Source organism: Cryobacterium sp. TMT1-2-1, from assembly GCF_004403955.1.
GTDB lineage: Bacteria > Actinomycetota > Actinomycetes > Actinomycetales > Microbacteriaceae > Cryobacterium > Cryobacterium psychrotolerans.
The window spans coordinates 19,877-45,563 of record NZ_SOHC01000032.1 but is presented as its reverse complement, the minus strand read 5'-3'; the positions used below and the strand labels follow the sequence as shown (position 1 = coordinate 45,563).

25 protein-coding genes are annotated in these 25,687 nt (G+C 65.3%); 14 read left to right on the top strand and 11 right to left on the bottom strand.

Translation table 11 applies throughout. The features are described from left to right. Window positions 1–206 (top strand): integrase core domain-containing protein (locus E3T33_RS06490; protein ID WP_134574978.1); only part of this gene is annotated, 206 nt, incomplete at its 5' end. Here E3T33_RS06490 and E3T33_RS06485 read toward each other — a convergent pair. After that, window positions 203–1,246 carry a hypothetical protein gene (locus E3T33_RS06485; RefSeq protein ID WP_092324816.1) on the bottom strand — a complete coding sequence of 348 codons (1,044 nt, stop codon included), beginning with the start codon at window positions 1,244–1,246 and terminating at the stop codon, window positions 203–205. The two genes, E3T33_RS06490 and E3T33_RS06485, sit on opposite strands and share 4 nt — an antisense overlap. A 160-nt stretch (window positions 1,247–1,406) precedes the next feature. Here E3T33_RS06485 and E3T33_RS06480 point away from each other — a divergent pair, with 160 nt between their 5' ends. Then, on the top strand, window positions 1,407–2,720 hold the full coding sequence (locus E3T33_RS06480) for an AAA family ATPase (protein ID WP_174775379.1): 1,314 nt from the start codon (window positions 1,407–1,409) through the stop codon (window positions 2,718–2,720). Here the strand turns inward: E3T33_RS06480 and E3T33_RS06475 are convergent. Both E3T33_RS06475 and E3T33_RS06470 read right to left on the bottom strand, forming a co-directional pair. Then, the gene (locus tag E3T33_RS06475) at window positions 2,717–3,316 is read right to left on the bottom strand and encodes a hypothetical protein (RefSeq protein WP_092324812.1); all 600 of its coding nucleotides are present in this window, start codon (window positions 3,314–3,316) and stop codon (window positions 2,717–2,719) included. The two genes, E3T33_RS06480 and E3T33_RS06475, sit on opposite strands and share 4 nt — an antisense overlap. A 38-nt stretch (window positions 3,317–3,354) precedes the next feature. Next, window positions 3,355–3,765: a DUF4383 domain-containing protein gene (locus tag E3T33_RS06470; RefSeq protein ID WP_092324810.1), complete on the bottom strand. Its 411-nt coding sequence runs from the start codon at window positions 3,763–3,765 to the stop codon at window positions 3,355–3,357. Between the two features lie 224 nt (window positions 3,766–3,989). Between E3T33_RS06470 and E3T33_RS06465 the strand changes: the two genes are divergently transcribed. Both E3T33_RS06465 and E3T33_RS06460 read left to right on the top strand, forming a co-directional pair. Beyond that, window positions 3,990–5,282 carry a serine hydrolase domain-containing protein gene (locus E3T33_RS06465; protein ID WP_166784422.1) on the top strand — a complete coding sequence of 431 codons (1,293 nt, stop codon included), beginning with the start codon at window positions 3,990–3,992 and terminating at the stop codon, window positions 5,280–5,282. A gap of 9 nt (window positions 5,283–5,291) precedes the next feature. Continuing rightward, window positions 5,292–5,825: a methyltransferase type 12 gene (locus tag E3T33_RS06460; protein ID WP_092324806.1), complete on the top strand. Its 534-nt coding sequence runs from the start codon at window positions 5,292–5,294 to the stop codon at window positions 5,823–5,825. Window positions 5,826–5,900: 75 nt separating this feature from the next. Here the strand turns inward: E3T33_RS06460 and E3T33_RS06455 are convergent, their stop codons facing one another. After that, on the bottom strand, window positions 5,901–7,286 hold the full coding sequence (locus tag E3T33_RS06455; protein ID WP_134574977.1) for an MBL fold metallo-hydrolase: 1,386 nt from the start codon (window positions 7,284–7,286) through the stop codon (window positions 5,901–5,903). 274 nt (window positions 7,287–7,560) lie between these two features. Between E3T33_RS06455 and E3T33_RS06450 the strand changes: the two genes are divergently transcribed. Beyond that, entirely contained in the window at window positions 7,561–7,833 is a 273-nt protein-coding gene (locus E3T33_RS06450; protein WP_092324802.1) for a DUF2277 domain-containing protein, read from the top strand. A gap of 61 nt (window positions 7,834–7,894) precedes the next feature. Here the strand turns inward: E3T33_RS06450 and E3T33_RS06445 are convergent, their stop codons facing one another. From E3T33_RS06445 to E3T33_RS06425, 4 genes are all read right to left on the bottom strand, one after another. Beyond that, window positions 7,895–8,404, bottom strand: a complete 510-nt coding sequence (locus E3T33_RS06445; protein WP_338419124.1) for a dihydrofolate reductase family protein — start codon at window positions 8,402–8,404, stop codon at window positions 7,895–7,897. A 37-nt stretch (window positions 8,405–8,441) separates the two neighbouring features. After that, entirely contained in the window at window positions 8,442–8,825 is a 384-nt protein-coding gene (locus tag E3T33_RS06440; RefSeq protein WP_134574976.1) for a DUF5655 domain-containing protein, read from the bottom strand. After that, window positions 8,822–9,346, bottom strand: coding sequence for a hypothetical protein (locus E3T33_RS06435; RefSeq protein WP_092324798.1), 525 nt, complete (start codon window positions 9,344–9,346; stop codon window positions 8,822–8,824). The genes E3T33_RS06440 and E3T33_RS06435 overlap by 4 nt, the downstream gene beginning before the upstream one ends. Before the next feature lie 582 nt (window positions 9,347–9,928). Beyond that, window positions 9,929–11,545, bottom strand: coding sequence for an isocitrate lyase (locus tag E3T33_RS06425; RefSeq protein WP_134574975.1), 1,617 nt, complete (start codon window positions 11,543–11,545; stop codon window positions 9,929–9,931). A 232-nt stretch (window positions 11,546–11,777) separates the two neighbouring features. On the opposite strand from E3T33_RS06425, the gene E3T33_RS06420 reads away from it, so the two are divergent. Further along, window positions 11,778–12,137, top strand: coding sequence for a hypothetical protein (locus E3T33_RS06420; protein ID WP_135109408.1), 360 nt, complete (start codon window positions 11,778–11,780; stop codon window positions 12,135–12,137). 311 nt (window positions 12,138–12,448) lie between these two features. On the opposite strand, the gene E3T33_RS06415 is transcribed toward E3T33_RS06420, so the two are convergent. Together E3T33_RS06415 and E3T33_RS06410 are read right to left on the bottom strand one after the other, a co-directional pair. Beyond that, complete coding sequence (locus tag E3T33_RS06415; RefSeq protein ID WP_338419125.1) at window positions 12,449–13,927, bottom strand: FGGY family carbohydrate kinase; 1,479 nt, start codon at window positions 13,925–13,927, stop codon at window positions 12,449–12,451. Next, window positions 13,924–15,573 (bottom strand): fucose isomerase, encoded by a 1,650-nt coding sequence (locus tag E3T33_RS06410; RefSeq protein ID WP_092324792.1) that lies wholly within the window; start codon window positions 15,571–15,573, stop codon window positions 13,924–13,926. Before E3T33_RS06410 ends, E3T33_RS06415 begins: the two co-directional genes overlap by 4 nt. Window positions 15,574–15,731: 158 nt before the next feature. Here E3T33_RS06410 and E3T33_RS06405 point away from each other — a divergent pair, with 158 nt between their 5' ends. The 6 genes from E3T33_RS06405 to E3T33_RS06380 all read left to right on the top strand — a co-directional run bounded on the left by E3T33_RS06405 (window position 15,732) and on the right by E3T33_RS06380 (window position 21,864). Next, window positions 15,732–16,154, top strand: a complete 423-nt coding sequence (locus tag E3T33_RS06405; protein WP_092324791.1) for an RbsD/FucU domain-containing protein — start codon at window positions 15,732–15,734, stop codon at window positions 16,152–16,154. After that, the gene (locus E3T33_RS06400; RefSeq protein ID WP_092324789.1) at window positions 16,138–17,139 is read left to right on the top strand and encodes a LacI family DNA-binding transcriptional regulator; all 1,002 of its coding nucleotides are present in this window, start codon (window positions 16,138–16,140) and stop codon (window positions 17,137–17,139) included. The genes E3T33_RS06405 and E3T33_RS06400 overlap by 17 nt, the downstream gene beginning before the upstream one ends. A 176-nt stretch (window positions 17,140–17,315) precedes the next feature. Next, on the top strand, window positions 17,316–18,164 hold the full coding sequence (locus tag E3T33_RS06395) for an MBL fold metallo-hydrolase (RefSeq protein ID WP_166784421.1): 849 nt from the start codon (window positions 17,316–17,318) through the stop codon (window positions 18,162–18,164). 80 nt (window positions 18,165–18,244) lie between these two features. Further along, window positions 18,245–19,231, top strand: coding sequence for a sugar ABC transporter substrate-binding protein (locus E3T33_RS06390; protein ID WP_092324786.1), 987 nt, complete (start codon window positions 18,245–18,247; stop codon window positions 19,229–19,231). Between the two features lie 51 nt (window positions 19,232–19,282). Continuing rightward, window positions 19,283–20,842 carry a sugar ABC transporter ATP-binding protein gene (locus tag E3T33_RS06385; RefSeq protein ID WP_134574973.1) on the top strand — a complete coding sequence of 520 codons (1,560 nt, stop codon included), beginning with the start codon at window positions 19,283–19,285 and terminating at the stop codon, window positions 20,840–20,842. Continuing rightward, entirely contained in the window at window positions 20,839–21,864 is a 1,026-nt protein-coding gene (locus tag E3T33_RS06380) for an ABC transporter permease (RefSeq protein WP_198417110.1), read from the top strand. The genes E3T33_RS06385 and E3T33_RS06380 overlap by 4 nt, the downstream gene beginning before the upstream one ends. A gap of 90 nt (window positions 21,865–21,954) precedes the next feature. Here the strand turns inward: E3T33_RS06380 and E3T33_RS06375 are convergent, their stop codons facing one another. After that, window positions 21,955–22,626, bottom strand: coding sequence for a GntR family transcriptional regulator (locus E3T33_RS06375; protein WP_166784420.1), 672 nt, complete (start codon window positions 22,624–22,626; stop codon window positions 21,955–21,957). A gap of 216 nt (window positions 22,627–22,842) precedes the next feature. On the opposite strand from E3T33_RS06375, the gene E3T33_RS06370 reads away from it, so the two are divergent. Further along, on the top strand, window positions 22,843–24,315 hold the full coding sequence (locus E3T33_RS06370; RefSeq protein WP_092324779.1) for an aldehyde dehydrogenase family protein: 1,473 nt from the start codon (window positions 22,843–22,845) through the stop codon (window positions 24,313–24,315). Window positions 24,316–24,389: 74 nt separating this feature from the next. Further along, window positions 24,390–25,664, top strand: a complete 1,275-nt coding sequence (locus tag E3T33_RS06365) for a sugar ABC transporter substrate-binding protein (protein WP_166784419.1) — start codon at window positions 24,390–24,392, stop codon at window positions 25,662–25,664. The last annotated feature ends 23 nt before the right edge of the window (window positions 25,665–25,687 follow it).

Genomic DNA, 25,687 nt, shown 5'->3' with positions numbered 1-25,687 from the left:
GGCCGCAGACCAACGGGAAGATCGAGCGCTTCCACCGCACTCTCGCAGCCGAGTGGGCTTACGCCCGGCACTACAGCTCAGACCACGCCCGAGCCGACATCTACCAGGGCTGGATCCATAGCTACAATCACCACAGACCCCATACCGGCATCGGCGGCAAATCACCCATCGACCGCGTTCACAACGTCAGTGGGAACAACAGCTAGTGCAGTTGGATCGCCAGCGCCCCGTCGGGCCTGATCGTCACGCTCAGGGCCACCGTGAACGGCACGTCCTCATCCCGGGTGGTGAGTTCCCCATCGAAGAGGGATCGGACGTCGACGACGATGTGCGCCTGGCCGACGGTCGGCGGCATCTCGAACGTGTTCTGGCCGGCCGTCAGCGTGACCACCGGGAAGCTCGCGATCGACCACGCCGGCAGCCCCTGCACCTGGTCGTTGATTTCGATGCCGAACGGGCAGTTCGACGGCTGCAGCACCGTCTGCGTCGCGCACGCCTCGAGGAAATCGTTGAGTTCGGTCTGCACCTGTTTGATGAACCGCTTATTGGGCATCGCGTCGATCGTGACATCGGTTGCGCCGCCCGACGTGACGGGCAGCGCCTGCTTCGGGGCGGTGAGCAGGGTGGAATCGTGGGTGAAGCCGTACAGCGCCGGTGCGAACGCGAGGTAGGCGGCCTGGTTCGAGAACGTGACCGGCGCTTCCGGTGCCGCGTGGGCCCGCGTATCGAGGGTGAGCCCATTGACGGTGAACGTCGCCTCGTGGAGCACCGTCACCTGGAGTACGGCCAGTGGGCTGGTCGTGAAGCGCCAGCTGTCGAAGACCCCGGCGAAGGTGCCGGTGCGGGCCACCGCGAACTTCATCGTCGACTCGTTGCCGTCCAGCAGGAAGTCGTAGACCACGGTGTGGCGGCCGTTGGCGCCGCCGGTGTCGCTTCGCAGCTGGATGTCGCTGAGTTCACCCAGGACGGATCCGCGCAGCAGCGTCGAGGGGAGGTTCTGCGGCAGCCCGTCCTCTGTGAGCCTGGCGTTCGTGAGCTCCACGCCGGGCATGGCCAGCGCACCGGCCTGGTCGTGCCGGGCCAGGGCGTCGAGGTATTGGCGAACGAAGCCGCCGGCGCTGTAGACCTCCCGGTTCAGGGAACCGATGGCGGCAAACAGGGCACCGAGCAGCAGCGCTGCGATCACGCTCACGGCAATGATGGCGCGCCGTAGGCTTCGCCGGCTCTCGCCGTCCCCGATGGTCACGTCAACATCCTACGGGCGCAGGCTCGCCGCCCCCGAAACGGCCGGTGCCGCCACTGCCACGTGTCCTTGCCCCCAACCGCGTGAAGTCCCGGCGTTTGCCGGGTCGGGACGGTTACAGTGGAATGTTCCCCCCGCCCCCGCGCCCACCGAAAGTGCCCCCGTGTCCGAGATCCCGCTGTCCCGCGAGCAGGCCGAAGTCTTCGCCGCGATCGAAAGCACGCGCCAGAACGTTTTTGTCACCGGTCGCGCCGGCACGGGTAAGTCGACACTGCTGAACCACCTCTCCTGGCACACCAGCAAACAGATCGTCATTGCCGCGCCGACCGGAGTGGCCGCGCTGAACGTGGGCGGGCAGACCATCCACTCCCTGTTCCGGCTGCCGATCGGGGTGATCGCCGACCACGTGATCGACCAGTCCGACCAGGTGCGCAAGCTGCTCAACACCATCGACACGCTCGTCATCGACGAGGTCTCCATGGTCAACGCCGACCTGATGGATGCCATCGACCGCAGTCTGCGACAGGCGCGCCAGCGCCCACACGACACGTTCGGCGGCGTGCAGATCGTGCTCTTCGGCGACCCGTACCAGCTCGCACCGGTCCCGGGTGATTCCGACGAGCGCGCCTACTTCGCCGACACGTACCGGTCGATGTGGTTCTTCGACGCCAGGGTCTGGCAGCAAGCCGAACTGCGCATCTTCGAACTCACCGAGATCCACCGCCAGCACGACGCGGACTTCAAGCACATGCTCAACGCGGTGCGCCACGGCCAGGTCACCGCGGAGATCGGCGGCGCGCTGAACGCCGCCGGAGCCCGTCCGGCGCCCAGCGAAGGCGTCATCACGCTGGCAACCCGCAACGACGCGGTCAACCGCATCAACGCGGCCGCCCTGCAGCGACTCTCCGGCCGGCCGCTCACGGCCAAGGCCGAGATCACCGGCGACTTCGGCGGACGCACGTTCCCGGCCGACGAGGTGCTCGAGCTCAAGGTGGGCGCTCAGGTGATGTTCCTGCGCAACGACTCGAACCACCAGGACGGCGGGCAGCGCTGGGTGAACGGCAGCATCGGCACCGTCACGAAGGTCGACTCGACGGTGTACGTCGACATCGACGGCGACACCCACGAGGTCGAACCCACCGTGTGGGAGAAGTTCAAGTACAGCTACAACCCGCTCACGAAGAAGCTGAAGAAGGATGTCGTGGCCGAGTTCACGCAGTTCCCGCTGCGGCTGGCGTGGGCGGTCACGATCCACAAGTCGCAGGGGGCAACCTACGAGCGGGCCATCGTCGACCTCGGCTCGCGGGTCTTCAGCCCCGGCCAGACCTACGTGGCCCTCAGCCGGCTGACCAGTCTCGAGGGTCTCTACCTGGCCCGCCCGCTGCGTCCGAGCGACATCATCGTGGATGAGAACGTGCAGCGTTTCATGCAGGGCGAGCGGGCTGCCCTGGCCACCGAGGAGATCCCCCGGACTTAGTGGCCGGTGTCGTGGCCGGTGTGGCTTCCGCTGGGATTGTCGGTCCCCGGCGTCGAGTGCGAGCCATGCGGAACGGCGTACTCGCCGGCCCTCGTGGCGGCCAGGGCGCTCGTGGTCAGGCCCGAGAACAGCATGCCGCCAATCATCAGTGCGGCCAGGAAACTCCAGGCGGCCTGTGGCCGGGGTGGGGCGGCCGGGACGTCGGCCCGGGGCGAGGGGGCGGCATCCGTTGTCGCCCGCCGCGCGTTGCTGCGTCTGGACAGGGCGAGGGAGCAGGCGAGCGTGATGTCGAAGAGCGAGGCGACGGCCATCGGGTAGAAGGGTAGTCCCGTCGCGTCGGCCGTGACGCCCAGCCCGCTGCCGAGGATCGCCGTGGCGCCCCAGAGGAACACCGGGACGAGTGCGAGGGCGACGGTGGCATCCGGGGCCGTGACGCGGCCTCGGATGAGTGTCACGACACCCCAGCCGAGCTCGGCGAGGCCGAGCCCGACCAGGATGATTGCGAGCGGGAGAGGAGCGCCGGCTCCGACGGCGAGGTGTACCAGCGCTGCGCCGATGGCGGCGAAGGCAAGCCAGGTGCGGACGACGGGGTTCATGTTGTGCTCTTCTCCTGGGCGACGCTGTTCGGACGCGGTTACGCGGTGGCGGAGACGCGGGCGGACCGTTCGGCTCCGAGTCCGGCGCCGAGCAGCACGATGGCGCTGGCCAGGTGCAGGAAGTGGTCGGCCGTGTTCAGGGCCAGGATGTTCAGCGCCGAGCCGACGATGAAGAAGCCGACGATACCGAGGAGCAGGTAGACGGCTCCGACGGCCCCGTTCACGGCCTTGGCTGCGGACACGCTGGAGAGCGCGGCGATCAGCAGGGCGGCGCCGATCAGCAGGTGGGCCACGTTGTGCAGCGGGTTGACCGCGAAGATCCCGAGGAGCAGGCCGCCCTCGGTCGCGAGGAAGCCGATGCCGCCGGTGACGGCGAAGCCAAGCAAGCCGACGAGAATGTAGACCGCTCCGAAGACGGTGCCGAGCAGTCGGTTGGGGGATGTACGCATGTTGGTGCCTCTCTTAGGTGCCACGGTTATCCGGGCTCATCTGGTATTCGGAGATAGCCGTGAATCGGATTGGTGTTTGCTGCGAATGTGATCCGAGAACCCCTCGCCGCGGCGGCTTGGAATGGTGGAACGCCCGGGAACGACTCGGCCGACACCGGCGCGCGACCGAAGCGATCTGGGTACACTCCCCGGTACAAGGGCCATCAGTCAGCCTGGGGATGCCAATGGACAGTAGACCCGTTCCGAAACGCCGCTGGGCTGCGCTCGCGCTCGTTCTCGGAGCCGCCTTCGCCTTCTCCGGTTGCCTCAGCGAGGCTGGTCCGGCCCCCGACCTCACGGTTCCGGTGGGCTCTCGGTTGCCGGCCGGTGTGGCCGAGCGACTCGATGCCGCACTCGCAGACGGGCTCGCCCTGTCCGGAGCGTCCGGGGCGCTCGCCGGGGTCTGGGCGCCGTGGGCGGGAGACTGGGTGGCGACGCCCGGAACCACCACGATGGCCGGCGACAACCCGATGACCACCGACATGAAGTTCCGGATCGGAACCACCACCACCTCGATGACCTGCACGGTGCTCCTCCGGCTCGTGGAGGAAGGCCGGGTGAAGCTTGACGACCCCGTTTCACGCTACCTGAGCCGGAGCGCGGAGGTCGAGGGCATCACGCTCGGACAGCTCTGCCGAAACACCTCCGGCCTGGCGGACTATTACCCGGGGCTCGCGCCCCAGTTCGTGGACAACCCCACGCGGCAGTGGCCGCCCATGGAAATCCTCGCGAGCGGCCTGGCCGGCAAGCGCCTTGCGGCGCCGGGTGGCGCCTGGTCGTATTCCAGCACCGGCATCATCCTGCTCGGCATGGCGCTGCAGTCGGCGACCCACCAGGATTGGGGATCGCTCTACCGGCACTACATCTTCGACCCGCTGGGCCTCACCCAGACAACCTTTCCCGCCGGCGACGCCGTGCGGCTCCCCGACCCGCACCCGCACGGCTATGCGGCTGCGGTCGACGCAGCAGGGGTGCCGGCGTGCGACAAGGTGCGCGATGAAACCGAGCTGTCCAATTCCATGGGCTGGGTCGCCGCCGGGGTCGTGTCGACGCTCGCCGACCTGAGGACGTGGGCACGGGCCTTCGCCGAGGGCAGCGTGCTGTCCGAGGAATCGACGGAGGCGCTGTGGGCGACCGTGCCCCAGGGCGAAACGTCCCCGCAGTGGCAGCGTTACGGACTGGGAGGCCGCCAACTCGGCCCTCTGCGGGGGCAGGCCGGTGCGATCCCGGGTTTCCTCTCAGCGACCCTGGTCGACCCGGAGAGCGGCCTGACGATCGTCGTCATGCTGAACAACTCGACCGCGGGCCCCGGGTTCGTGCAGTCCCTCGCGCAACGCCTCGCCTCGATCGCGGCGAAGGCACCGCCGACGGATTCCGCCGAGGCTCCCGTGCTCAGGCTGCCGTGGTCCGAGGAACAGACGGCCGAGGCGATGCGCTCCGGCGCGGCCTGCCAGGCGGCGGACACAGCCGCTGGCTAGAATTCGGTCATGGCGATCACACCCGACACAAAAGACTGGACCTGGGTCCTCGAGCAGCCGTGCCCCGAGTGCGGCTTCGACGCCGCCGAGGTCGCCCTCGACGACATCCCGCGCCTGATTCGCGAGAACGCGGCCGGCTGGGGCCCCGTCCTCGCGCGCACCGACGCGGCCGTGCGCCCGAACGACCACACCTGGTCCCCCCTCGAATACGCCGCCCACGTGCGCGACGTTTTCCGCATCTTCTCGGTGCGGCTGGGGCTCATGCTCAGCGAAGACGACCCGCTGTTCGCGAATTGGGACCAGGATGCCACGGCGGTCGCCGAGCGGTACCACGAACAGGACCCGGCCGTGGTCGGCCGGGAGCTCGCCCTCGCCGCGGCATCCCTGGCCGATGCCTTCGCCGCCGTCCCGGTAACGGAGAGCACCCGCACCGGCCGCCGCAGCGACGGAGCCCGCTTCACCGTGACCACGCTCGCTCAATACGTGCTCCACGACCCCGTCCACCACCTGCACGACGTCCACCGCCCCCTCGCCGAACTGTGAGTTTGGCACCTTCCCGACCCCGGTGAAGGTGCCAAACTCACAGTTCGGCGAAGAGAGAGGGCGCGGTTAGCGCGGTCAGCGGGGGTGGGCGGGGTCGATGGACTCGAGGTGCTCCGGCACCCTCGCGTTCCAGTCGAGTTCGCGCTTGATTCGCACCCGCAGGGTGTCGGCGGAGGCCGGCTCCCCGTGCGTGAGGTAGGTCATCGCGGGCGGTCGCGGGGCGGCGCGCATCCACTCGATGACCCCGTCGGAGTCGGCGTGGGCCGACATGCTCCCCAGGGCGACGACCTCGGCCTTGATCGGCACGTCCCGGCCGTAGATCCGCAGGTGGTCCTCGCCGCGCAGGAGCGCGGCGCCGCGCGTTCCGCCGGCCTGGTAGCCGGTGAGGATGATGGCGTTGCGCCGGTCGGATCCATAGGCGATGACGTGGTGGAGGATGCGGCCGCCGGTGAGCATCCCGCTGGCGGAGATGATGATCATCGGCCCGCCGCGCAGGTTGAGCAGTTTCGATTCGTCGACGCTGTGCACGAGGGTGGCCAACCGGTACATGTCCCTGAATTCGTCCGGCGTCAGGCGGTGCTCTTCGGCGTGGCGCCGGTAGATCTCCGAGGCGTCGATGGCCATCGGGCTGTTGAGGTAGATCGGGATATCAGGGATCGAGCCTGCCGCACGCAGCCGAGAGAGGTGGAGGAGCACGGACTCCGAGCGCCCGACGGCGAACGCCGGGATCATCACGACTCCGCCGCGTTGGGCGACCCGCCGGATCACCGCGCCGAGCTCCTCCTCAGGGTCGGCCCCCGCGTGCTTCCGGTCCCCGTAGGTCGACTCGGCCACGAGCACGTCGACCGCCCCAAGTGCCCGTGGGGGCTTCATCAGAGGGTCGTCCGCCCGGCCGAGGTCGCCGGTGAAGTGCACCGCGCTCCCGGCCACGTCGAGCCGGACCTGGGCGGCGCCCAGGATGTGGCCCGCCGGGATGAAGGTTGCCCGGAGCGAGGGTCCGAGGTCCAGCTCCTGGTCGAAATCCCGCACCCGGAACGACTCGAGGGAGCGAACCGCATCCGCCGCCGTGTACAACGCCCGGGGATTCGCGTGCCGGGATGACCCGCGCTTCTTCGAGTAGGACGCTTCCTCCTCGAGCAGGTGACCGCTGTCGGGCAGGACCAGGCTGCACAATTCGGCGGTTCCGACCGTCGAGTAGATGGGGCCGGCGAAGCCGTCCCGCACGAGGGCTGGGAGGTATCCGCTGTGGTCGAGGTGCGCGTGGGTGAGGACGACGGCGTCGATGGATTCGGGCGGCACCGTAAAGGGGAGGCGGTTCCGGTCGCGCAGGAGCTTGTACCCCTGGAAGAGCCCGCATTCGATGAGCACCCGGCGGTCACCGGACTCGACGAGGTACCGCGACCCGGTGACGGTGTCGGCGGCTCCCAGGAAGCGAAGAGTCGAATCTGAGCCGTGCGCCACGGTGGCCTCCCCACGAAGTCGATGGAGTACCGGATGACCTGCACCGCGTCGCCGGTTCAGGCCCCAAGCTATTTTCGACTGACGGCTCCTGTCAAGGGCCTGCGCAAGCCGCCTTCTGGCTGAGATGCGGAGAAAGGACCTTCGATCTGAACGTGAAGGTTCCTTGTCCGCAACTCAACTGGAATGGGCGGCGGGGAGCGGCAGTATGGTCGGCGCATTCGGCCTGGGCACCCCTGTCCGTGACGGATGCGGGCCTCCGGGCTACCCTTGAAGCATGTGCCGGAACATCCACACGCTCCACAATTTTGAGCCCGCCGCCACTGACGACGAGGTACACGCAGCCGCGCTGCAGTACGTGCGCAAGATCAGCGGCGCGACCAGGCCGTCGAAGGCCAATGCCGAGGCGTTCGACCGGGCAGTCGCGGAAATCGCCCACATCTCGAGGCACTTGCTCGAGGACCTGGTCAGCGCCGCCCCGCCGAAGAACCGCGACATCGAGGCCGAAAAAGCGAAGGCGCGCTCGGCGAAGCGGTTCGCCGCGGCGTAGCCGCTACGCCCGGGCTTCGGCGCGGTAGCGGAGGTACACCATGCCGTTACCGAACCGGCGTTCATCGAGCAGGTCGAGCTTCAGGCGCACCCCGTCGGGGAGGAAGCGCGTGCCCCCCGCCCACCACGACGGGCGCCAGGAACATCCGGATCTCGTCGACCAGCCCGGCCGCGATCGCCTTGCCGGCCAGGTTGGCGCCGCCCACACCGATCTCACGCGCCGCCGTCGCCTTGAGACGGCGGACCGCTTCGGGGTCGAAGGACCGCTCGATTCGCGTGCGTGCAGTGGACGTCGTCTCCAGTGATGTCGAGAAGACGACCTTGTCGGCCGCCCGCCAGATCCCGGTGAAGTCCCGGATGACCGGCGGCGGGTCGGCGAGGGTGTGTGCGGTTTCCCAGAAGGTCATCACCTCGTACATCCGGCGCCCAAAGAGGTAAGTGCCGACCGGCCGCTCGAGGTCGTTGATGAACGCGTGCACCTCGTCATCCGGCACGGCCCAGTCGAAGTTGCCGTCGGCGTCGGCCAGGTAGCCGTCGAGGGACGTGATCCCGGTGTAGCTCAGTGTGGCCATGACGCGAACGGTACTACCACCGGCGTCCGGGGTGCGCTCAGCCCGCATGGCCCCACGCTTCGACGAGCCAGGCGAGGACTTGCTCGTCGATGTCCGCCACCGAGCGAAGTTCGAAATGATGGGTGAATCGCCCCGGTCTCGGTTCGACGACCTCTTTCCAACGCGGCGATTCGTCGCGGCGGTGCAGGTCGATCGTGAGGACGAGCGGGGCCACGTCGCCTCGCAGGTACTGGCCGGGCAGCCAGGTCCACGCGAACGCGACCCGACGCCGGAAGGCGACCTGGCTCCTCCTGACGCGCATCGTGGCCGGGCCGATCGACTCGATCGCCGAGCGAACACGGTCGAAGAGCTCGCGCGAGCGCAGGTCTCGGCCTGAAAAGTACTGTTCAAGCAGGATCCGTTCACCGCGGGCGCTCGTCATCCGTGCGCCGGGTCGGCGATCCTTTCCAGCGGAGCGCATTCCGTGGAGCGCAGTTCGAGTGTGACCAGGAGGGCCTGCACGAGGTGGATCCCGGCGGCGGCGGCCTCCCAGAGCTCCGGGGACAGGTGCACCGGCACACGGGCGTGTGCTCCCGGCTGCAGCGTCTCGGCCGGCTCGCTGCCCAGGTAGTGGAAGAACGTGCCGCGCGCGGCCGTGCCCGGCGGGTCTTCGGGCGACAAGAGGAACCCGGCGACGAAGAAGTCATCGGCCCCGGAAGGCGACCAGGGGGAATCCGACTCGTTCACAATGTCTATCCGCAGCGCGGAGGGCGACAGCGACGGGGTGTGACTGTCCGGCCAGCGCAAGGCGAGGCCCTTGCGACGCTGTGCCTTGACTGGCTGCGCCTCAAGGGCACGCGGCCGGTGGCGGTATGCCCAGTCGCCGTCCTGCACCCAGAGGTCGCTCGTCACCCACCGGCCGGTCAGGTCCGGGTGTGGTGCGGCGATCGTCAGCCGGGTCACTCCCTCGCTCTGAACGACCCGCCACCCTGTCTGCGGCCTCGTTTGAGACGGATCTGACTCGTCCCACTGCCCGGCACGAACGAGTCTCGTGAAGTCGGACAGCGGGCGGCCTTCGCCCGACAGGGATGATCGAGCCACCTCCATCGATCCCAGTTGGACGAGTGTCTCATCGTCATCCGCGCTTCTCATGCCGCGAGCATGGCACACGGCCGGGCCTGCCGCCCGTGCCCGATGCCGCACAATTGGGAGGTGGATGAGATCGGGCTGGACGGAGATGGTCCGAGGTGTCCGGCGTGCCGTGTCGAGATGACTGCCGATGGCGTGGACACCGCCGAGGGGCTCGAGTCCTGCCATCGGTGCCCGAGGTGCCGGTTGGTGCTCGTCGTTCCCGGCCTGTGGCCCGAGTGACCCTCGCCGCCTCCTGGCCTGGGGGCCGGTATGGCGGCGTCTTCCTGGCCGCTTCGTCGAGATCCTCTGCGGTCAGGAGCGGTTTCAGCTGCACGCTCACGGAGGCCCGTCGAAACGAAGAAGCCCCAGTCAGGCGGCTGGGGCTTCCTCGTTGCTACTTCGACGGAGTGTCCGTCAGCGACTTGTCAGAACCGGTTCCTCGAACTGGTTCATCGTGTTGTTCGTGCCACCGGCCTTCAGCGCGGCCTCGCCGGCGAAGTACTCCTTGTGGTTGTCACCGATGTCGGAGCCGGACATGTTCTGGTGCTTGACCGTGGCGATTCCCTCGCGGATCTCGCGCCGCTGCACGCCCTTCACGTAGGCGAGCATGCCCTGGTCGGCGAAGTAACCCTTGGCCAGATCGTCGGTGGACAGCGCGGCCGTGTGATAGGTCGGCAGGGTGATGAGGTGGTGGAAGATGCCGGCCTCGGCCGAGCCGTCGCGCTGGAAGGTGCGGATGCTCTCGTCGGCAATCCGGCCGAGCTCGGTCTCGTCATACGCGACGCTCATGAGCTTGGCACGGTCGTAGGCCGACACGTCCTTGCCCTCTGCGAGCAGGTTGTCGTACGCCTGCTGACGGAAGTTGAGCGTCCAGTTGAACGACGGGCTGTTGTTGTAGACCAGCTTGGCGTTCGGGATGACCTTGCGCACCTCGTTCATCATTCCGGCGATCTGGGCGACGTGCGGCTTCTCGGTCTCGATCCAGAGCAGGTCCGCGCCGTTCCGCAACGAGGTGATGCTGTCGAGCACGCAGCGGGCCTCGCCGGTTCCCGGACGGAACTGGAACAGGTTGCTGGCCAGGCGCTTCGGGCGCAGCAGCTTGCCATCGCGCTTGATCACGACATCCCCGTTGCCCAGCTCTGCCTCGGTGATCTCGTCGACGTCGAGGAAGGAGTTGTACTGGTCGCCCAGGTCTCCGGGCTGGTAGGTTACGGCGAGCTTCTGAGTCAGGCCGGCGCCGAGCGAGTCGGTGCGGGAGACGATGATGCCGTTGTCGATGCCGAGCTCGAGGAACGCGTAACGCACGGCGTTGATCTTCGCGATGAAGTCCTCGTGGGGCACGGTGACCTTGCCGTCCTGGTGGCCGCACTGCTTCTCGTCCGAGACCTGGTTCTCGATCTGGATGGCGCAGGCGCCGGCCTCGATCATCTTCTTGGCGAGGAGGTACGTCGCCTCGGGGTTGCCGAAACCGGCGTCGATGTCCGCGATGATCGGCACGACGTGGGTCTCGTAGTTGTCGATCTGGTCCTGGATCGCTGCGGCCTTGTCGTCGTTGCCGGCCGCGCGGGCCCCGTCCAGGGCGGTGAAGAGCAGGTCCAGCTCGCGGGCGTCGGCCTGGCGGAGGAAGGTGTAGAGCTCCTCGACCAGCGCGGGAACGGCCGTCTTCTCGTGCATGGACTGGTCAGGGAGCGGACCGAACTCGCTCCTGAGCGCGGCGACCATCCAGCCGGACAGGTACAGGTAGCGCTTGTTCGTCGTCTTCAGGTGCTTCTTGATTGAGATCATCTTCTGCTGGCCGATGAAGCCGTGCCAGACGCCCAGCGACTGGGTGTAGACGGAGGAGTCGGCGTCGTACTCCGCCATGTCCTTGCGCATGATGTCGGCGGTGTACTGGGCTATCTCCAGGCCGGTCTTGAAGCGGTTCTGGGCGCGCATACGGGCGACCGACTCCGGGTCGATCGCGTCCCAGCTGCTTCCGAACGCATGCTTCAGAGCTTCGATGGCCTCGGTATCGTCCTGATAGATGGTCATTTGCTTTCCTTCGACGTGGGAGTTGTGCTGTGCACTGGACGGCTGTTTCGGCGGCCCGGTATCGGCCGCTAAATGAAGACTGCGGCAAGAACAGCGGGTCTTCTTCAGGATTCCGGGCAGAACTTTTGCGATTCTTCTCCGGTTCAGAAGAAAGTCAGGGGCGCTGCGGGCTGGTTCCACGGGGTTGCCCTGGAACGTTGACCGAGTGAGGAGCGCCTGACACACTGACGCCATGCCGACGTCAGCGCCCTGGATCCCGTCCCGAGGGTGTCGTCGCGCTCGGGGCACTGCGGCCCTTCTGGTCATTGGCGCGATGTCGGCCCTGGTCGCCGGATGCGCGTCGGGCGGCGGCCCGGACGTAGTGCACGCGAAAGGACTCACTGCCGCGGTTTACGAGCCGGATGGATCCTCCTTCGACATTCTCGCCGAAGGTGTCATCGTCGATCTGGGAAGCGGATGCCTGGGCCTCGACAGGACCAGTGACCATCAGAAGCTCATCGTCGCTTTCCCTGTCGGGACCACCCTGTCCGGCCACGGAACGATTTCCGTCGAAGGTGGCGGCACTTTTGCGGTCGGCGACACGGTTCGGTAAACGGGCAGCGACGACAAACGCGACGCGCCGCCTCGTGTGCCTGTAGCGATTCCTGAGGGTTGCCCGAGCGACCTCGACATCTGGTACTTCCTGCCCCTCACGGAAAAGTAGGCCGGGAGACGGCTACGTCCGCCTCGGGGCTCGGCGCTTTCAGCGGATCCGGTTGAGGACTTTTTCCGGGCCATCAAAGACGCGCGCGCGGGCGACTTGCTCGGAGAGAACGGGGTCGCGCGCCAGTAGGGCCCGGACGAGTTCCTCATGACCCTCTATGGATACGCGCACCTCCTCGGACAGGAACCCTGCAATGCCTTCTAGGACTCCCTGGAGAGCTCTTCCAGCCGATGCATCAGGTCTGCGGTCGACGTGTACAGGTCGCGGTAGATGGCGTAGAGATCGTCGTAGTGGCCCGCATGCTCCGCCCTCGGCTCGACTACGTGCGAAATCGGATTCCACCCTTCGATCATGACCGACGTCGACGCGGAAGCCGCAAGGAACGCGGCGCCGAAGCTCGCGCCAATCGTCACGGAAGGAATTTCCTGGGCAATCCCGGTGATGTCACTCACGATTTGGGTCCACAGGCCGCCCTGAGTCCCCCCGCCCACCGCCACGGCGCGATCGATGCGGCCGCCTGCCATGCGCAGCGCCTCTATGTTGTGCCGTACGCCGAAGGCGGTCGCTTCGAGGGTCGCCCGATACAGGTCTCCTCTGGTGTGCTCCAGCGTGAGTCCAGCGATGATTCCCCGGGCGCGGGGGTCGGCAATCGGGGTTCGTTCGCCGGCGAAATAGGGGAGCATGAGCAACCCGCGGGCTCCGGCTCCCGCTGCGTCGGCTTCGGCGATCAATGTGGCGTAATCCGGCGAACCGACCAGTTCGCGCAACCACTGCGTGATCGCGCCCGACGTCGCCATCCCGCCGGCGAGGTTGCGCGTGCCGGGCAGCGCGCCGACTGTGCCCCACAGGGTGGCGGAACTGATCTGTTCCTCGACCGTATTGATCAGGAACATCGTGGTGCCGTACATCACCATCAAGTCGCCTGGATTTTGGGCTCCGACGCTGATCGCCTCAGACCAGGCATCAATGGTTCCTGCAATGACCGGCACCCCCTCGGGAATCGTCGTCACGGCGGAAGCCGCCGCTGACACGCGACCGACTACCTCCCCGGGCCAGACGAGTCGAGGAAGTTCGAGCCCGGGCGCTACGAGTCCAGCCCACGGTTCATACCAATCCTGGGCGACGGTGTCATACATCGGGGTGCACTGGCTCGCGGAGTGGTGGTCCAGTGTGTACGCGCCCGTGAGATGGAAGGCCAACCAGGAACTCGGCATGAACAGCAGCCTGGCCCGGTTGGTGACCGCCGGCTCATGCTCGGCGAGCCAAGCCAGTTTCGGGCCGACGGATTGCGTCGACAAGGCTGAACCGCAGCGATCCACGATGGCTGCCTGACCGAGTTGCATGGTGAGGCGCTCTATCTGCGCGACGGCCCGGGTGTCGACGCCGTAGAGAATTGCCGGGCGCACTGCATGTCCGTCGGCGTCGGCCAATGCAACGCACGGGCCCATCCCACTGACCCCGACACCGACGAGGGTAACGGGATGCCTTGCCAGCAGTTCCCGGGACAAGTCGGCGAATTCGCGCCACCAGAGATCGGCATCCATCTCCACCCGGCCAGGTCCCGGGCGGTCGACCTCATGCCCGCGGACAGCGATGCCGATAATGCTCCCGTCAAGTGAGACCAGGATCCCCTTGCTGCTCGACGTTCCGATATCGACGCCGAGAACGGCCGGCATCATGCGGAGGCGCTGAGATCGACGTCGCCGCAGAAGTGGACCTGCACACCCAGTGCGTCGAAGACCGCTGCCTTGGCAATCAGCGCCCGGTCCGCGGTTGCGGCATCGGGCGCGTAGGCGACCTGGGCGTGGTTGGCCTTGTGGCGCGCCATGAACTGGTTGCGGGAGATGCCGTGCAGGACGACGTGCATGATGGGCCATTCGGGGTTCGTCGCCTGCCAGCGGCGTTCGGTCTCCTCCGTGGGGAGCGCGATTGCCGACGCCCGGCCCATATCGACGTGCAGCCCGTCGGGGGCGACGTAGACGCGCGACCAGACAATCTCGCCGGGCTTCGACACGCCCTTGATGGTTCCGCCGCCAGCCGGAAAATAGACCGGGGACTGGCGCCAGCTGCTGGCGCCCGCGTAGCCACCCTCGAAATGGGAGGGAGGGACAGATCCCGAGATCTCGTACACCCACACGAATTCATCGCCGTAGTCTTCGCCCCAGCGCACGTCGTGCAGGGTTGTGGCCGGGTCAAGGTCCATTGCCGTCCACACCCGGTTGGTGATGAGCGCGTCGACCGCGACGCCTTCGTCGGCCTCATTGAAATGAGGAAGGGCTTCGCCGTCCCAGAGGATCCGGGAGCCATCCCGGCTGAGCACCGGCGGGCGATCCACATTGTTGAGCAGGCCCTCGGCGAGGTCGGAGGCGGGGGTGAGGTCCTTGAGGCCCTGTTGGTACTGGATACCAACGGCATCCAGCCCGAAATCGTCGCTGATGCGCAGGGCGGCGATATACATCTTGAACTGTTCGTGCAGTTGGGCGTCGGTGAGTTCGGTGGCATCGTCAGTGCCGGTTTTGAAGGTCATGCCCTTGGCGTCAAGCCACTCCCGAACCGCCCGTGCTTCCTCATCCGGAACCGTGAGCATCTCGGCGTAGAGAGCGCTCTGGGAGAGGCGCTCCTTGTAGATTCCGAGTTTGTTGAGTAGCTCGTCATCGATGATCGCGTTGTACATTCCCATGCAGCCCTCATCGAAAACACCAATGATGGCCTTGTCAGTCAGAAGCTGGTGCGCGATCGCTCCGCCGAGATCCCTCTCGGCACCGCCGGGGAGGTCGACGAGATCCTTGACGTGCGAGGCGTCATGGTCAATGCGGCCGGTCTCAATCCAGGACTTGATGCCCTCGACAAACCAATCGTCAGTGAAGTCTTCACTCCAGATCGTCGAGTAGGGCCTCCCCATCTTGGTCAGTCCCGCATTGAGCCCGAGCAGGCCGACAAGACCTGGCCAGTCGCCGGCGAAGTTAGCCAGGGTGAGAATGTCGCCACCATGGGTCCGAAGCCCGGCGAGAATGTGGTGGCTGTATTGCCAGACCGCCTCGGCCACAATGAGCGGCGCATCAGTGGGAATGTTCTTGAAAACCTCCAGGCCCATGCGCTGGCTGGAGATGAAACCGTGTCCGGTCTTCGGATCCACCGGATTGGCGCGCACGACAGTCCAGCCGAATCCCGTGAAAACGGCCGTCACTGCCTCCTCCAGGGCCGCCTGAGTCGGCCAGCCGGCGATGTTGGCCGAGTGGCGCAGGTCCCCGCTGGAGATGAGATAAGCGGTCTTGGCCTCGACGCGTCCGCGCGTGGTCGTGGTCGGCAGATGGTACTGGGTCATGGGGGACTCCTTCGTCGTCGCTCTACAAACAATTTCAGAAATCGATTACTCGGTCAAGTCTTGGCGCAAGAACGTTCGGTAATCGTTTCCCGATAGGATGCTGGAAATGGAAATCATCCAGCAGCGGACGACCGTGCCCGCGCGGACAGGGAGGTCAAATGCTCATCGGAGTGGATCCACTTCTGCGGGGTAGCCTCCTGGCCCGATTGGACGAGATGGGCCACGGCGACATGCTCGTCATTGCGGATGCCAATTTCCCTGCTCGCCGGCTCGGCCCCCCCGTCATCGACCTGCCAGGGGCAACCGCGATCGAGGCCATCAGGGCTATCGCTACGGTATTTCCCATCGATCCCGACGAGCCGATCAGCCTGATGTCGGCCCCGGCCGGCCCCCCGGACATTCACGCCGAGCTCGTCCGGGCCACCGGAAGAACAGGTGCCGTTCGTGCAGAGGCGATCACCCGCTTCGAGTTCTACGAGCGCGCGCAGGAATCCGTTCTCATTGTCGCGACTGGCGAACTGCGGCCGTATGGCAATGTGATTCTGCGAAAGGGCGTGGTGACTGATGGCGAAAATCAGTGATGTGGCACGCGAGGCAGGCGTTTCAGTCGCTACGGTTTCCCGAGCGCTCAACGACCATCCGAATGTGAACCCGGAGTACGCGGACAGGGTCCGAGCCGCCGCCGCGAAGCTGGGTTATCGTCCGAACGGTATCGCCAGAAGCTTGCGCCGTCAGTCCAGCGACGTGATTGCGCTGATCATCAGCGACGTGAGCAACCCGTTCTTCACCGCGATCACGCGGGGCGTTGAAGACGTGGCTCAACGCTCCGGTTACTCCGTGCTTCTCTGCAACGCTGATGAGGACTCGGCCAAGGAGGCAACCTACCTGCGCGTTGCCGAGCAGGAACAGGTCGCCGGCGTCATCCTGTCCCCGCACATGGCGGGCAGTGATGTGTCGCGCCTGCGCGGCGCCAACATCCCTCTGGTTGTCATCGACCGTCCCTTGAACGAACCGGTCGACTCCGTCATGGTGCACTCCAGGGAGGGAGCTGAGTCCGCGACCAACCACCTCCTCGACGCCGGGTGGACGCGGCCGGCCTGTATTACCGGACCAGAGGAGGCTGCGACGGCGCAGGAACGGCTGCAGGGCTACCTTGAGGCGGTGCGACAGCACGGCAACCTCGATGAGCTCTTCGTGCACGCACCGTTCCGGCAGCACGGCGGGGCTCGCGCCGCCAGTGAGCTGTTGGATGCGGAGGTCGCGCCGGACGCTTTGTTTGTCGCGAACGCCCAAATGACGCTGGGCGTCCTCGATGAGCTCAAACGACGCGGACTCCGCATCGGCCGTGACATCGGCATCATCACCTTCGACGACGCGCCGTGGGCCCCGTTCATCAGTCCGCCTATGTCTGTCGTCGCGCAACCTGCCTACGACATCGGGGCTCAGGCGGCACAGCTGCTCATGGAGCGGATCCGCGGTACGGCCCCGGCCGAAAGGCGCCAACTCACCCTCTCCACGACCCTTATCGTCCGGGAGAGTTCGCAACGGTCCTGGGGGATGCGATAGGTACGTCGGGCATGTCGCTTGACACCCACCGGTCCACCTATTAGGCTCCAGAAATCGATTACTTCAGTTCGTTGGAGTTTCCCGAGTAATCGATTACCAAGACCCGTCCACGACGCCCAGCGTCCGACAACTCGATGAGGAGTGGCTAAGAGCCCATGACGTCATACTCGCTCTGGATGCTGGAATACTCTCACTGCCTGGCCCAGCCCCTCGGTTGTGTCTTCTACGGTGAGTGGAACGCGGGCACCCGGCTCTTCGCCTACAGCTATGCCTACGTCGAGGGTGGCGGGCACCGGATTCTGATCGACATCGGGCACGATAACACCTCCGGCAACAAGGAGCTGAACGACTCAAACGACATCGTCGATTACCAGACGCCTGACGCTGTGCTGGCGAAGGTCGGGGTTCGTCCGGAAGACATTGACATCGTGATTCTGACTCACGCCCACTACGACCACGCCGGCGCCACGCGATGGTTTCCCAATGCCACTTTCTATATGCAGCGGCGCGAGTTGGAGACGTCCAGGGAAGCGCTCAACGCCTCGCCTCTGTATGACTCGATCATCGGCGCCCTCGACCCCGCCGACATCGATGTTCTTGAGGAACTGGCCAGGACCGGGAGGCTGAGGCTCCTGGACGGCGCGGTCGATGACTTCTTGCCCGGCCTCTCCATTCGTGCTGCCTGGGACACACACACCCAGGGTGGTCAGTATGTCGTCGTCACCGACCATGAGGGCCGCAACTGGGTCGTCACCGGTGACGCAATGTACAGCTACGAAAATGCCGAGGGCATCAACCAGTCCGGCGAGTACGTCAACATCGGCTTCGGCGGCGGCAGCGGCTGGGCCGGTTTGCGCCTGATTGACGAGATGGTGCGGCTCGCCGGTGATACCAACCGGCTCGTCATCGTGCACGAATCGGAGACGTTCAAGCGCCATCTGTCCCGTCGGTATGACGACAACCTCTCTGTGGCCGAACTCCTCCTTGCCCCAGGCGTCGAGTCCCGTATTCTCCCCCGCTCATAAACCCACGTCTTCTCCGAACTCACCACCGCTCCCCGCACCACCAAAACAACCCGTCACAGGACCTCTAGAAGGAGATCACAATGCGTAAGAACAAAGTCGTTTTTGCCGCGGCCATCGCCGCCGCCCTCATGGTCGGCACGGCTGCCTGCAGCACGCCGGCTGACGAGGCCACCCCTGCCGCATCCGGCGGCGACGTAAACAAGCTGCTCGGCATCGTCACCATTACCGCGAGCGACGCGAACAACGCCCGGGTCATCGCCGGTGCGACGGCTGCAGCCAAGGCCGCAGGATGGAAAGTGGAAGTCGTGGACGCGGCAGGCAACGCCGACACCGCCAACTCGGCCATCACGAACTTCGTCAGCAAAAAAGCTGGAATGATCTTCGACCTCGTCTTCCCGGTCACGTCACTCGGCGCTGGCATGAACGCCGCCAGGTCTGCAGGTATTCCGGTCGCCAGCTGGGGTGGCGGCCTCACCGATGGCGTCGTCATGACCACTGGAGACGGCGCGCCGTTTGCCAAGCCGGCCACCGAGCAGTTGCTGAGCGACATTGACAACGAAGGTGCGGTCCTCGCCCTCACCTACCGCACGGGTGAGGTCTGCCGGGCTCGAGAGACACTCTTCGATGAGATCGTCAGCAAGCAGCCAAACGTGACCGTTCAGAAAGAGGAAGTGACCATTCCCGGATTCCTTCAGGATGGAGCCCGTTACGCAACCGCCTGGCTGGCCGGTCACCCTGCGGGCGAAGGCAACCTGGCAATCTGGGGATGCTGGGAAGACCCGACGCTCGGTGCAATCTCCGCATTGAAGCAGGCCGGTCGTACCGATGTGCTGACCTACGGCATCAACGGATCGAGCACGGCCATTAAAGCGGTGCAGGATGGAAGTCTGACGGCGACGGTCTATGAAGACGGGGCTGGGGAAGGCAAGGCCATGTTCGATACCACCCTTGAGGCGATCGCGGCCGGCAAAAGCTGGAAGCAGAAGACGATCAATGTTGACGGCATTCTGGTCACGGCCGACAACGTTGACGCGTTCGTGAAGGACCACCCGGAAGCACTCAAGTAGCCCGACGCCTGCTTGGTGGCGGTCGCACAAGATAGAAGGAGTGAAAAGCCGATGGTGCTTGAGGACATCAGGCCACGCGGGCCGCAGGAGCTGCGGCCCCTGGTCAGAATCACCGATGTAAGCAAGTCCTTCGGCGGCGTCGCTGCGCTCAAGGAGGTGTCGTTCGACATCCGCGCGGGAGTCGTTCACGGTCTCATTGGTGCCAACGGCGCCGGCAAGTCGACCCTCATCAGGGCGCTGGCCGGAATCGGTCGGCCCGACAGCGGAACGATCGAAGTCGATGGACAGGCGGTGACGATCGCAACCCCTGACGATGCGGCATCGCTGGGTCTGGCTTTCATCCATCAGGAAATGAGTCTGATCCCCGGGTGGGATGTCCTGCGCAATATGGCGCTCGGCATCCCCCCCGCCACGAGGCTCGGCGTGATCGACTGGCGGCCCACCCGGACTCGAGCGAAACAGGTCGCTTCTCGACTGGGCATTCGATTCTCCCTCTCCACCAACGTCGACAGCCTCAGTACCGCGGACAAATGGTTGGTGCTCATCGGCAGGGCGCTCATGCGGGACGCGCGTCTGATCGCGATGGACGAGCCAACAGCGTCCCTCTCGGTCGAGGAGACGACGAGGCTCCACCAGATTGTGCGGGAATTGGTGTCGTCCGGCACCGCCGTCGTGTTCGTTTCCCATCGCCTCGACGAGGTGTCAGATCTGTGTGACGACATCACCGTTTTCAAGGACGGCGCCGTCACCAAGCGGGTGGTCGGAGACCGCACCACCAAAGCCGAACTGATTCGAGCGATCGTCGGCCGCGATCTGGTCATTCTTGAGCGCGGCCACGAGCCGCGAGACCACGGGCGCGCAATTCTTGAAGTTCGCGGAGTCTCCGACCCTGACCTGTTGCGAGACGTTTCGCTGACCGTGCACGCCGGAGAGATTCTGGGGCTGGGAGGCCTGGTCGGGTCCGGGCGCACCGAATTGGCCAAGATGATCTATGGGGCGCTTCCCAAGAGCGCGGGAGAGGTTGTTCTCGACGGCAAGAGAACCGCGTTCCGCCAACCCGCGGACGCGGTCGCAGCGGGCATCGGCCTGGTCCCGGAGGAGAGGCGCTCCGAGGCGCTCTTCCTGGAACGATCGATCGATTTCAACATCAACATCGCCAAACTGGATTCGCTGACGCCCTCCGCTCTCTTTCCGTTCCTCAGCCTCCGGCGCGCCCGTCAGCGGGCGCAAAAGGTCGCCGATCTCGTCACGGTGAAAGCCAGCGACGTCGAAGCGCTCGTCAGCTCTCTCTCCGGCGGCAACCAGCAGAAGGTCGTCATCGCACGGTGGCTGCTCGACAAACCCAGGCTCCTCATTCTCGACGAGCCGTCGCGAGGCGTCGACGTCGGGGCTCGCGCTGAAGTTCACCGGGTCATCCGGGAACTCGCGGACAGCGGGACAGCGATCCTGGCGATATCGAGCGACAACGAAGAGCTTGTGGCGCTGTGCGATCGCGTCGTCGTGCTGGCTGAAGGCAAGATCACCGGCGAACTGACCGGAACCGCAATCACGGAAGACCAAATAATTTCCCTGAGCTTTGCCAGGGATGAAGGAAAGGACTCGGCGGCGTGAGCACCGAAACTATCGCACTGAGGCCTGGGACCGGGCTACCCCGCCAAGGTAAGCCCCACGGAGGTCGCGGACGGCGTCTGGCGCTGACCATCGTCTCCAAATATGGCACCCTCATCGCCATGGCCGTGATGATTCTCATCTTCGGCCTCGGCGTCCCGAATGGCGCCTTCCTGAGCAGCAACAATCTTCTGGCCATCGTCAATCAGTCTGCCCTCACCGCAATCATCGCCAGCGGGTTAACCCTCGTCCTCGTGGTCGGCGAGATGGATCTGAGTATCGGCTACGCGGCGAGCCTGGCCGGGATCCTGGTCACCGGGCTCATGGCCAATCAGGGGCTTCCGTTGCCGATCGCCATTCTGGCCACCCTGTTGATCGGTGCACTCATCGGAACCGTCAACGGGCTGCTCGTCACCAAGGTAGGTGTCAATGCTGTCGTTGCGACACTCGGCGTCGGGACCGTGCTCATCGGCCTTGCCTACGGCTATACCGCCGGATCGCCGATCATCTCGGTGCCGACGGCCTTCACCAACATCACACTCGGCCGTTTCCTCACAATCCAGAACCCCATTTGGATCATGATCGCCATTCTGGCCGTGCTGTGGGTCATTCTGAACCGCACGCCGCCCGGCCAGCGCATGCAAGCGGTGGGCGCGAACAAGAACGCCGCCCACCTGGCTGGCCTGCGAACCGACCGCGCCAAGATCACGGCTTTCATTATCGCCGGTGTCTGCGCCGCCACAGCGGGAATACTCCTGGCCTCATTGCTGGGGAGCGGAACGGTGAGCGCCGGGGACGGTTACCTGTTGGACTCTTTCGCCGCAGTCTTCCTGGGCGCTGCCACGCTGCGTGACGGTGACTTTCACATCATCGGCACCCTCGTCGGCGTGCTGGTCGTCAACGTCGGATTCAACGGGCTGAGCCTGATGGGCACACCAACCTTTTGGCAGTTCGTCTTCAAGGGTGGAATTCTCGTTCTCGCCGTCGCCCTGTCGACCCTCGCCCGCAGATATTCGAAGGCTTGACCGAGGAGCGCAGTGAAGGCGGTGAAGATAGAGACGTAACCCCGAGCGCGACCGGGCTGGATGTGCGACATCACCCGGGGCGCGGCCCTTTCAGCGGATCCGGTTGAGGACTTTTTCCAGGCCATCAAAGACGCGCGCGCGGGCGACCTGCTCGGAGAGAACGGGGTCGCGCGCCAGTAGGGCCTGGACGAGTTCCTCATGACCCTCTATGGATACGCGCACCTCCTCGTCGGACAGGAACCCTGCGATGCGGTGGATGAAGTAGTACTGGCTATTGCGGTGAATCTGCTCGGCAAGCAACTGGTTGCATGCAGCGGCGATGATCGCTTCGTGGAAGGCGTCGTTGTGCTCCACCAAATGCCCACGACTTGAGCTTTGAATCGAGTCGATATAGCTCTGATGGATCGCCTCGATGGCTTTGAGTTCCGCATCAGTGGCCCTGTGGGCTGCCAGACCGGCGGCGAACCCTTCGAGTGCGGCGCGGATCTCGTAGACCTCTCGGATCTCCTCGGGAGAATGTTCGCGCACAACCCAACCGCGACGCTGGCTGACTATGAGGCCGTCGCCGGCAAGTCGCAGCATGGTCTCCCGCACCGGCGTGCGGCTCACCCCAAGCCTCTCGGCGAGGTCGCTCTCAATGAGGCGTTCGTTCGGCCTGATCGATCCCTCCACGATGGCCTGGCGCAGTTGCTCGTAGACCTCCGTGGTTCGATTGATGGGAGCCGGCGCCAAACGCTGGTCCGTTCGCCCAAGTGGGGGCATCGGGTCATCTCCTTCAGTATCGTCCCTCGTGAGGGCGACTTCCGTGGCACTGACTGTTGTCGGTGGCTTGCCGTGCAATTCAGCATGCGTGCATGCATACAAGATCCTATCCGCGCGTGCCCTGATCGGGCCGTTTGGCAATGACGACATTTTTGGCATCAAAAAGAGATAACAAATTGCTTGACCGGCACCACACCAGCATGCATACTTCGATGCATGCAAAGTTTCATACCGGATAATCTACCGGCCCACGGTCTCCTGATCGGTGAGCGATGGGAGGCCGGCAACGGCGAGCACATGCTGGAGGTGCGGGCTCCTTTCGGCGGCCACCTGCTGGCGACGCTCCGAGAATCCACGCCTGCCGAGGTTGATGCAGCGGTGGCGCAGGCGGCCGCGACGTTCGCCGCGCAGGAACTCAGCCCTTTCGAGCGGGCGACGATCCTTCGACGGGCCTCGGAGCTGATCGCGGAACGAGCCGAGGACTTTGCCCGGTCGATTGTCGCTGAGGCCGGGAAGTCTATTCGTGACTCCCGCGCCGAGGTTGCCCGTGCGGTACTGACCTTCGAGCTGTGCGCCCAGGAGGCTACGCGCCTCACCGGCGAGGTTGTTCCGGTCAACGCCACTCCCGGTTCGGAAAACCGCCGTGCGTTCACGATGAGTCGACCCGCCGGAGTCGTGTGTGCCATCACTCCGTTTAACGGCCCGGTGAATCAGCTGTCCCACAAGGTGCCGACCGCGATCGCGGCGGGGTGCACTGTCGTGGTCAAGCCCGCGGAGGTCACGCCCTTGTCGGCGATCATGTTGGTGCAAACGCTTCTTGACGCCGGGCTGCCGCCCGGCCACGTCACCATGGTCCAGGGCAGGGGAGAGACGGTCGGCCAGCAGCTCCTTGAGGATCCCCGGTTCGCTGTGTACACCTTCACCGGCAGCACTGCGGTGGGAACCCACATTCGGCGAACGGTCGGCCTGCGCAAGACCCTGTTGGAGCTCGGTAGCAATTCCGCCAATATCGTTCACACGGACGCAGACCTGGGCCTGGCTGCCAAGGCGCTGGCACGGTCATTGTCGATCTACGCGGGCCAGGTCTGCATCAGCGCACAGCGCATCCTTGTTCAGGAAAGCATCTTCGATCAATTCACTGCACAGCTCGCCGATCATGTCCAGGCCCTGGTCGTGGGTGACCCGTCGGAGGAATCGACCGACGTGGGTCCAATGATTTCCCTCGAGGCAGCGACGCGCGCCGAGGAGTGGATAGCGGAGGCTGTTGCCGACGGCGCCGAATTGGTGTGCGGTGGCACGCGTGACGGTCAGTTCCTGACCCCGGCCGTGCTGACGAGGCCGTCCCTGCAGTCGAGCCTGGCCTGTCGTGAAGCGTTTGCTCCCGTTGCGGTGCTGATTCCCTACGCCACCCTGGGCGAAGCGCTCCACATCGCGAACAACACCGAGTACGGCCTGCAGGCGGGCATCTTCACCGCCAGCCTGGATGTCGCGCTGGCCGCGGCCCAGAGGCTGGACGTTGGCGGGGTCATCGTCAACGACGCGTCGTCATATCGCGTGGACTCCATGCCTTATGGAGGCGTGAAGCAAAGCGGTACCGGCCGGGAGGGCGTGCGCTACGCCGTGGAGGAGATGACGGACTCCCGACTGGTCGTCCTGAATCTTCAGGAACCGCAGGGCGAAGGCCTGTAGTTCCACCCGCCTCACCCCTCCCACTTCGATTTCTCCCTGACGCACCGCAACCCTACAGAATGGAAGGCTCCACAATGATGAAATCCCCGTTCGCTCGCCCAGGGCGGCGCGCGCGCCGAGCTTTGGCACTTGCCCTGGCGGTCGCCACAGTGGCCTCCCTGGCCGCATGCGGAACCTCGAACAACTCGGCAAGTGGGGGTGAGGTTGAGTTGCGTTTCCTCTTTCCGGAGTACAGCGCGAAAACCACACCGCTGATGAAAACCATGGTTGATGACTTCAACACGGCCAACAAGGGCGAGATCAAGGTCAACCTCGAAACCGCGCCATGGGACAAGATGCACGACAAACTGGCCGTGAGCATGGGCTCTGACCAGGCGCCGGACGTCTTCGGCTACGCGACGCGATGGATCTCAGAGTTCGCAGGGCTGAAGCAGCTCGCGCCGCTGGACGATCTTCTGACGGCGGACTTCCGGGAGGGCTTCAACCAGAAAGTCCTCGACGCCGGCGTTTACGAGGACAAGACCTACGGCCTTCCGGTAGCGGTTTCGGCCCGGCTGCTCTTCTACCGCACCGACGTACTTGAGGACGCGGGCCTGTCCGCACCAGAGACGTGGGACGACCTGATGGAGGCGGCCACCAAGTCGGCCAATCCGCCGGAGCTCTACGGCCTGGGCGTGCCCGCCAGCGGGATCGAGGTGGACACCTTCTTCAACTACTTCTTGTACAACAACGGGGGCGACATCCTCGATGCAGACGGGAAGTCGATGCTGAGCGAGCCTGAGAGCGTCGAAGCGCTGGAGTTCCTGACCGATCTGGTCAAGAGCGGTGGCAGCCAGCCCGAGCCCAGCGGATTCACTCGGGAGCAGGTCATTGAGAACTTCAAGGCCGGCCAGTTGGCGATGTACCCGACCGGGCCGTGGCTGACAGCCATGATCAAGGCGGACAACCCGTCCATGAAATTTGCCGCAGTGCCGTTCCCGACGAACGATGGCAAGGAACAGCAGACGGTCTCGGTCACGGATTCCCTCGGGATGTCGGCAAATGGCGCGCATCAGGCGGAGGCCTGGAAATTCATCGAATTCATGTACCAGCCCAAGTACCGTCAGGTCTTTGACGAAACCGAAGGCATGCTGCCTGAGCTCAACGCCGTGGCGGAGTCGGCTTACTACCAGACCCCTGAGTACAAGCCTTTCATCGACGCACTGGCGACAGCCAAATTCCAGCCCCAGCACCCCAAGTTCGAGCAGATTCAGCAGATCGAAACTGTGGCCATCCAGAAGGCCTTGAGCGGGCTGGCCAGCCCGCAGGAAGCCCTGGACGAGGCAACCGCGAAGATCGACAAGCTGTGACCGTGGGCGGGTTACCGGTGATC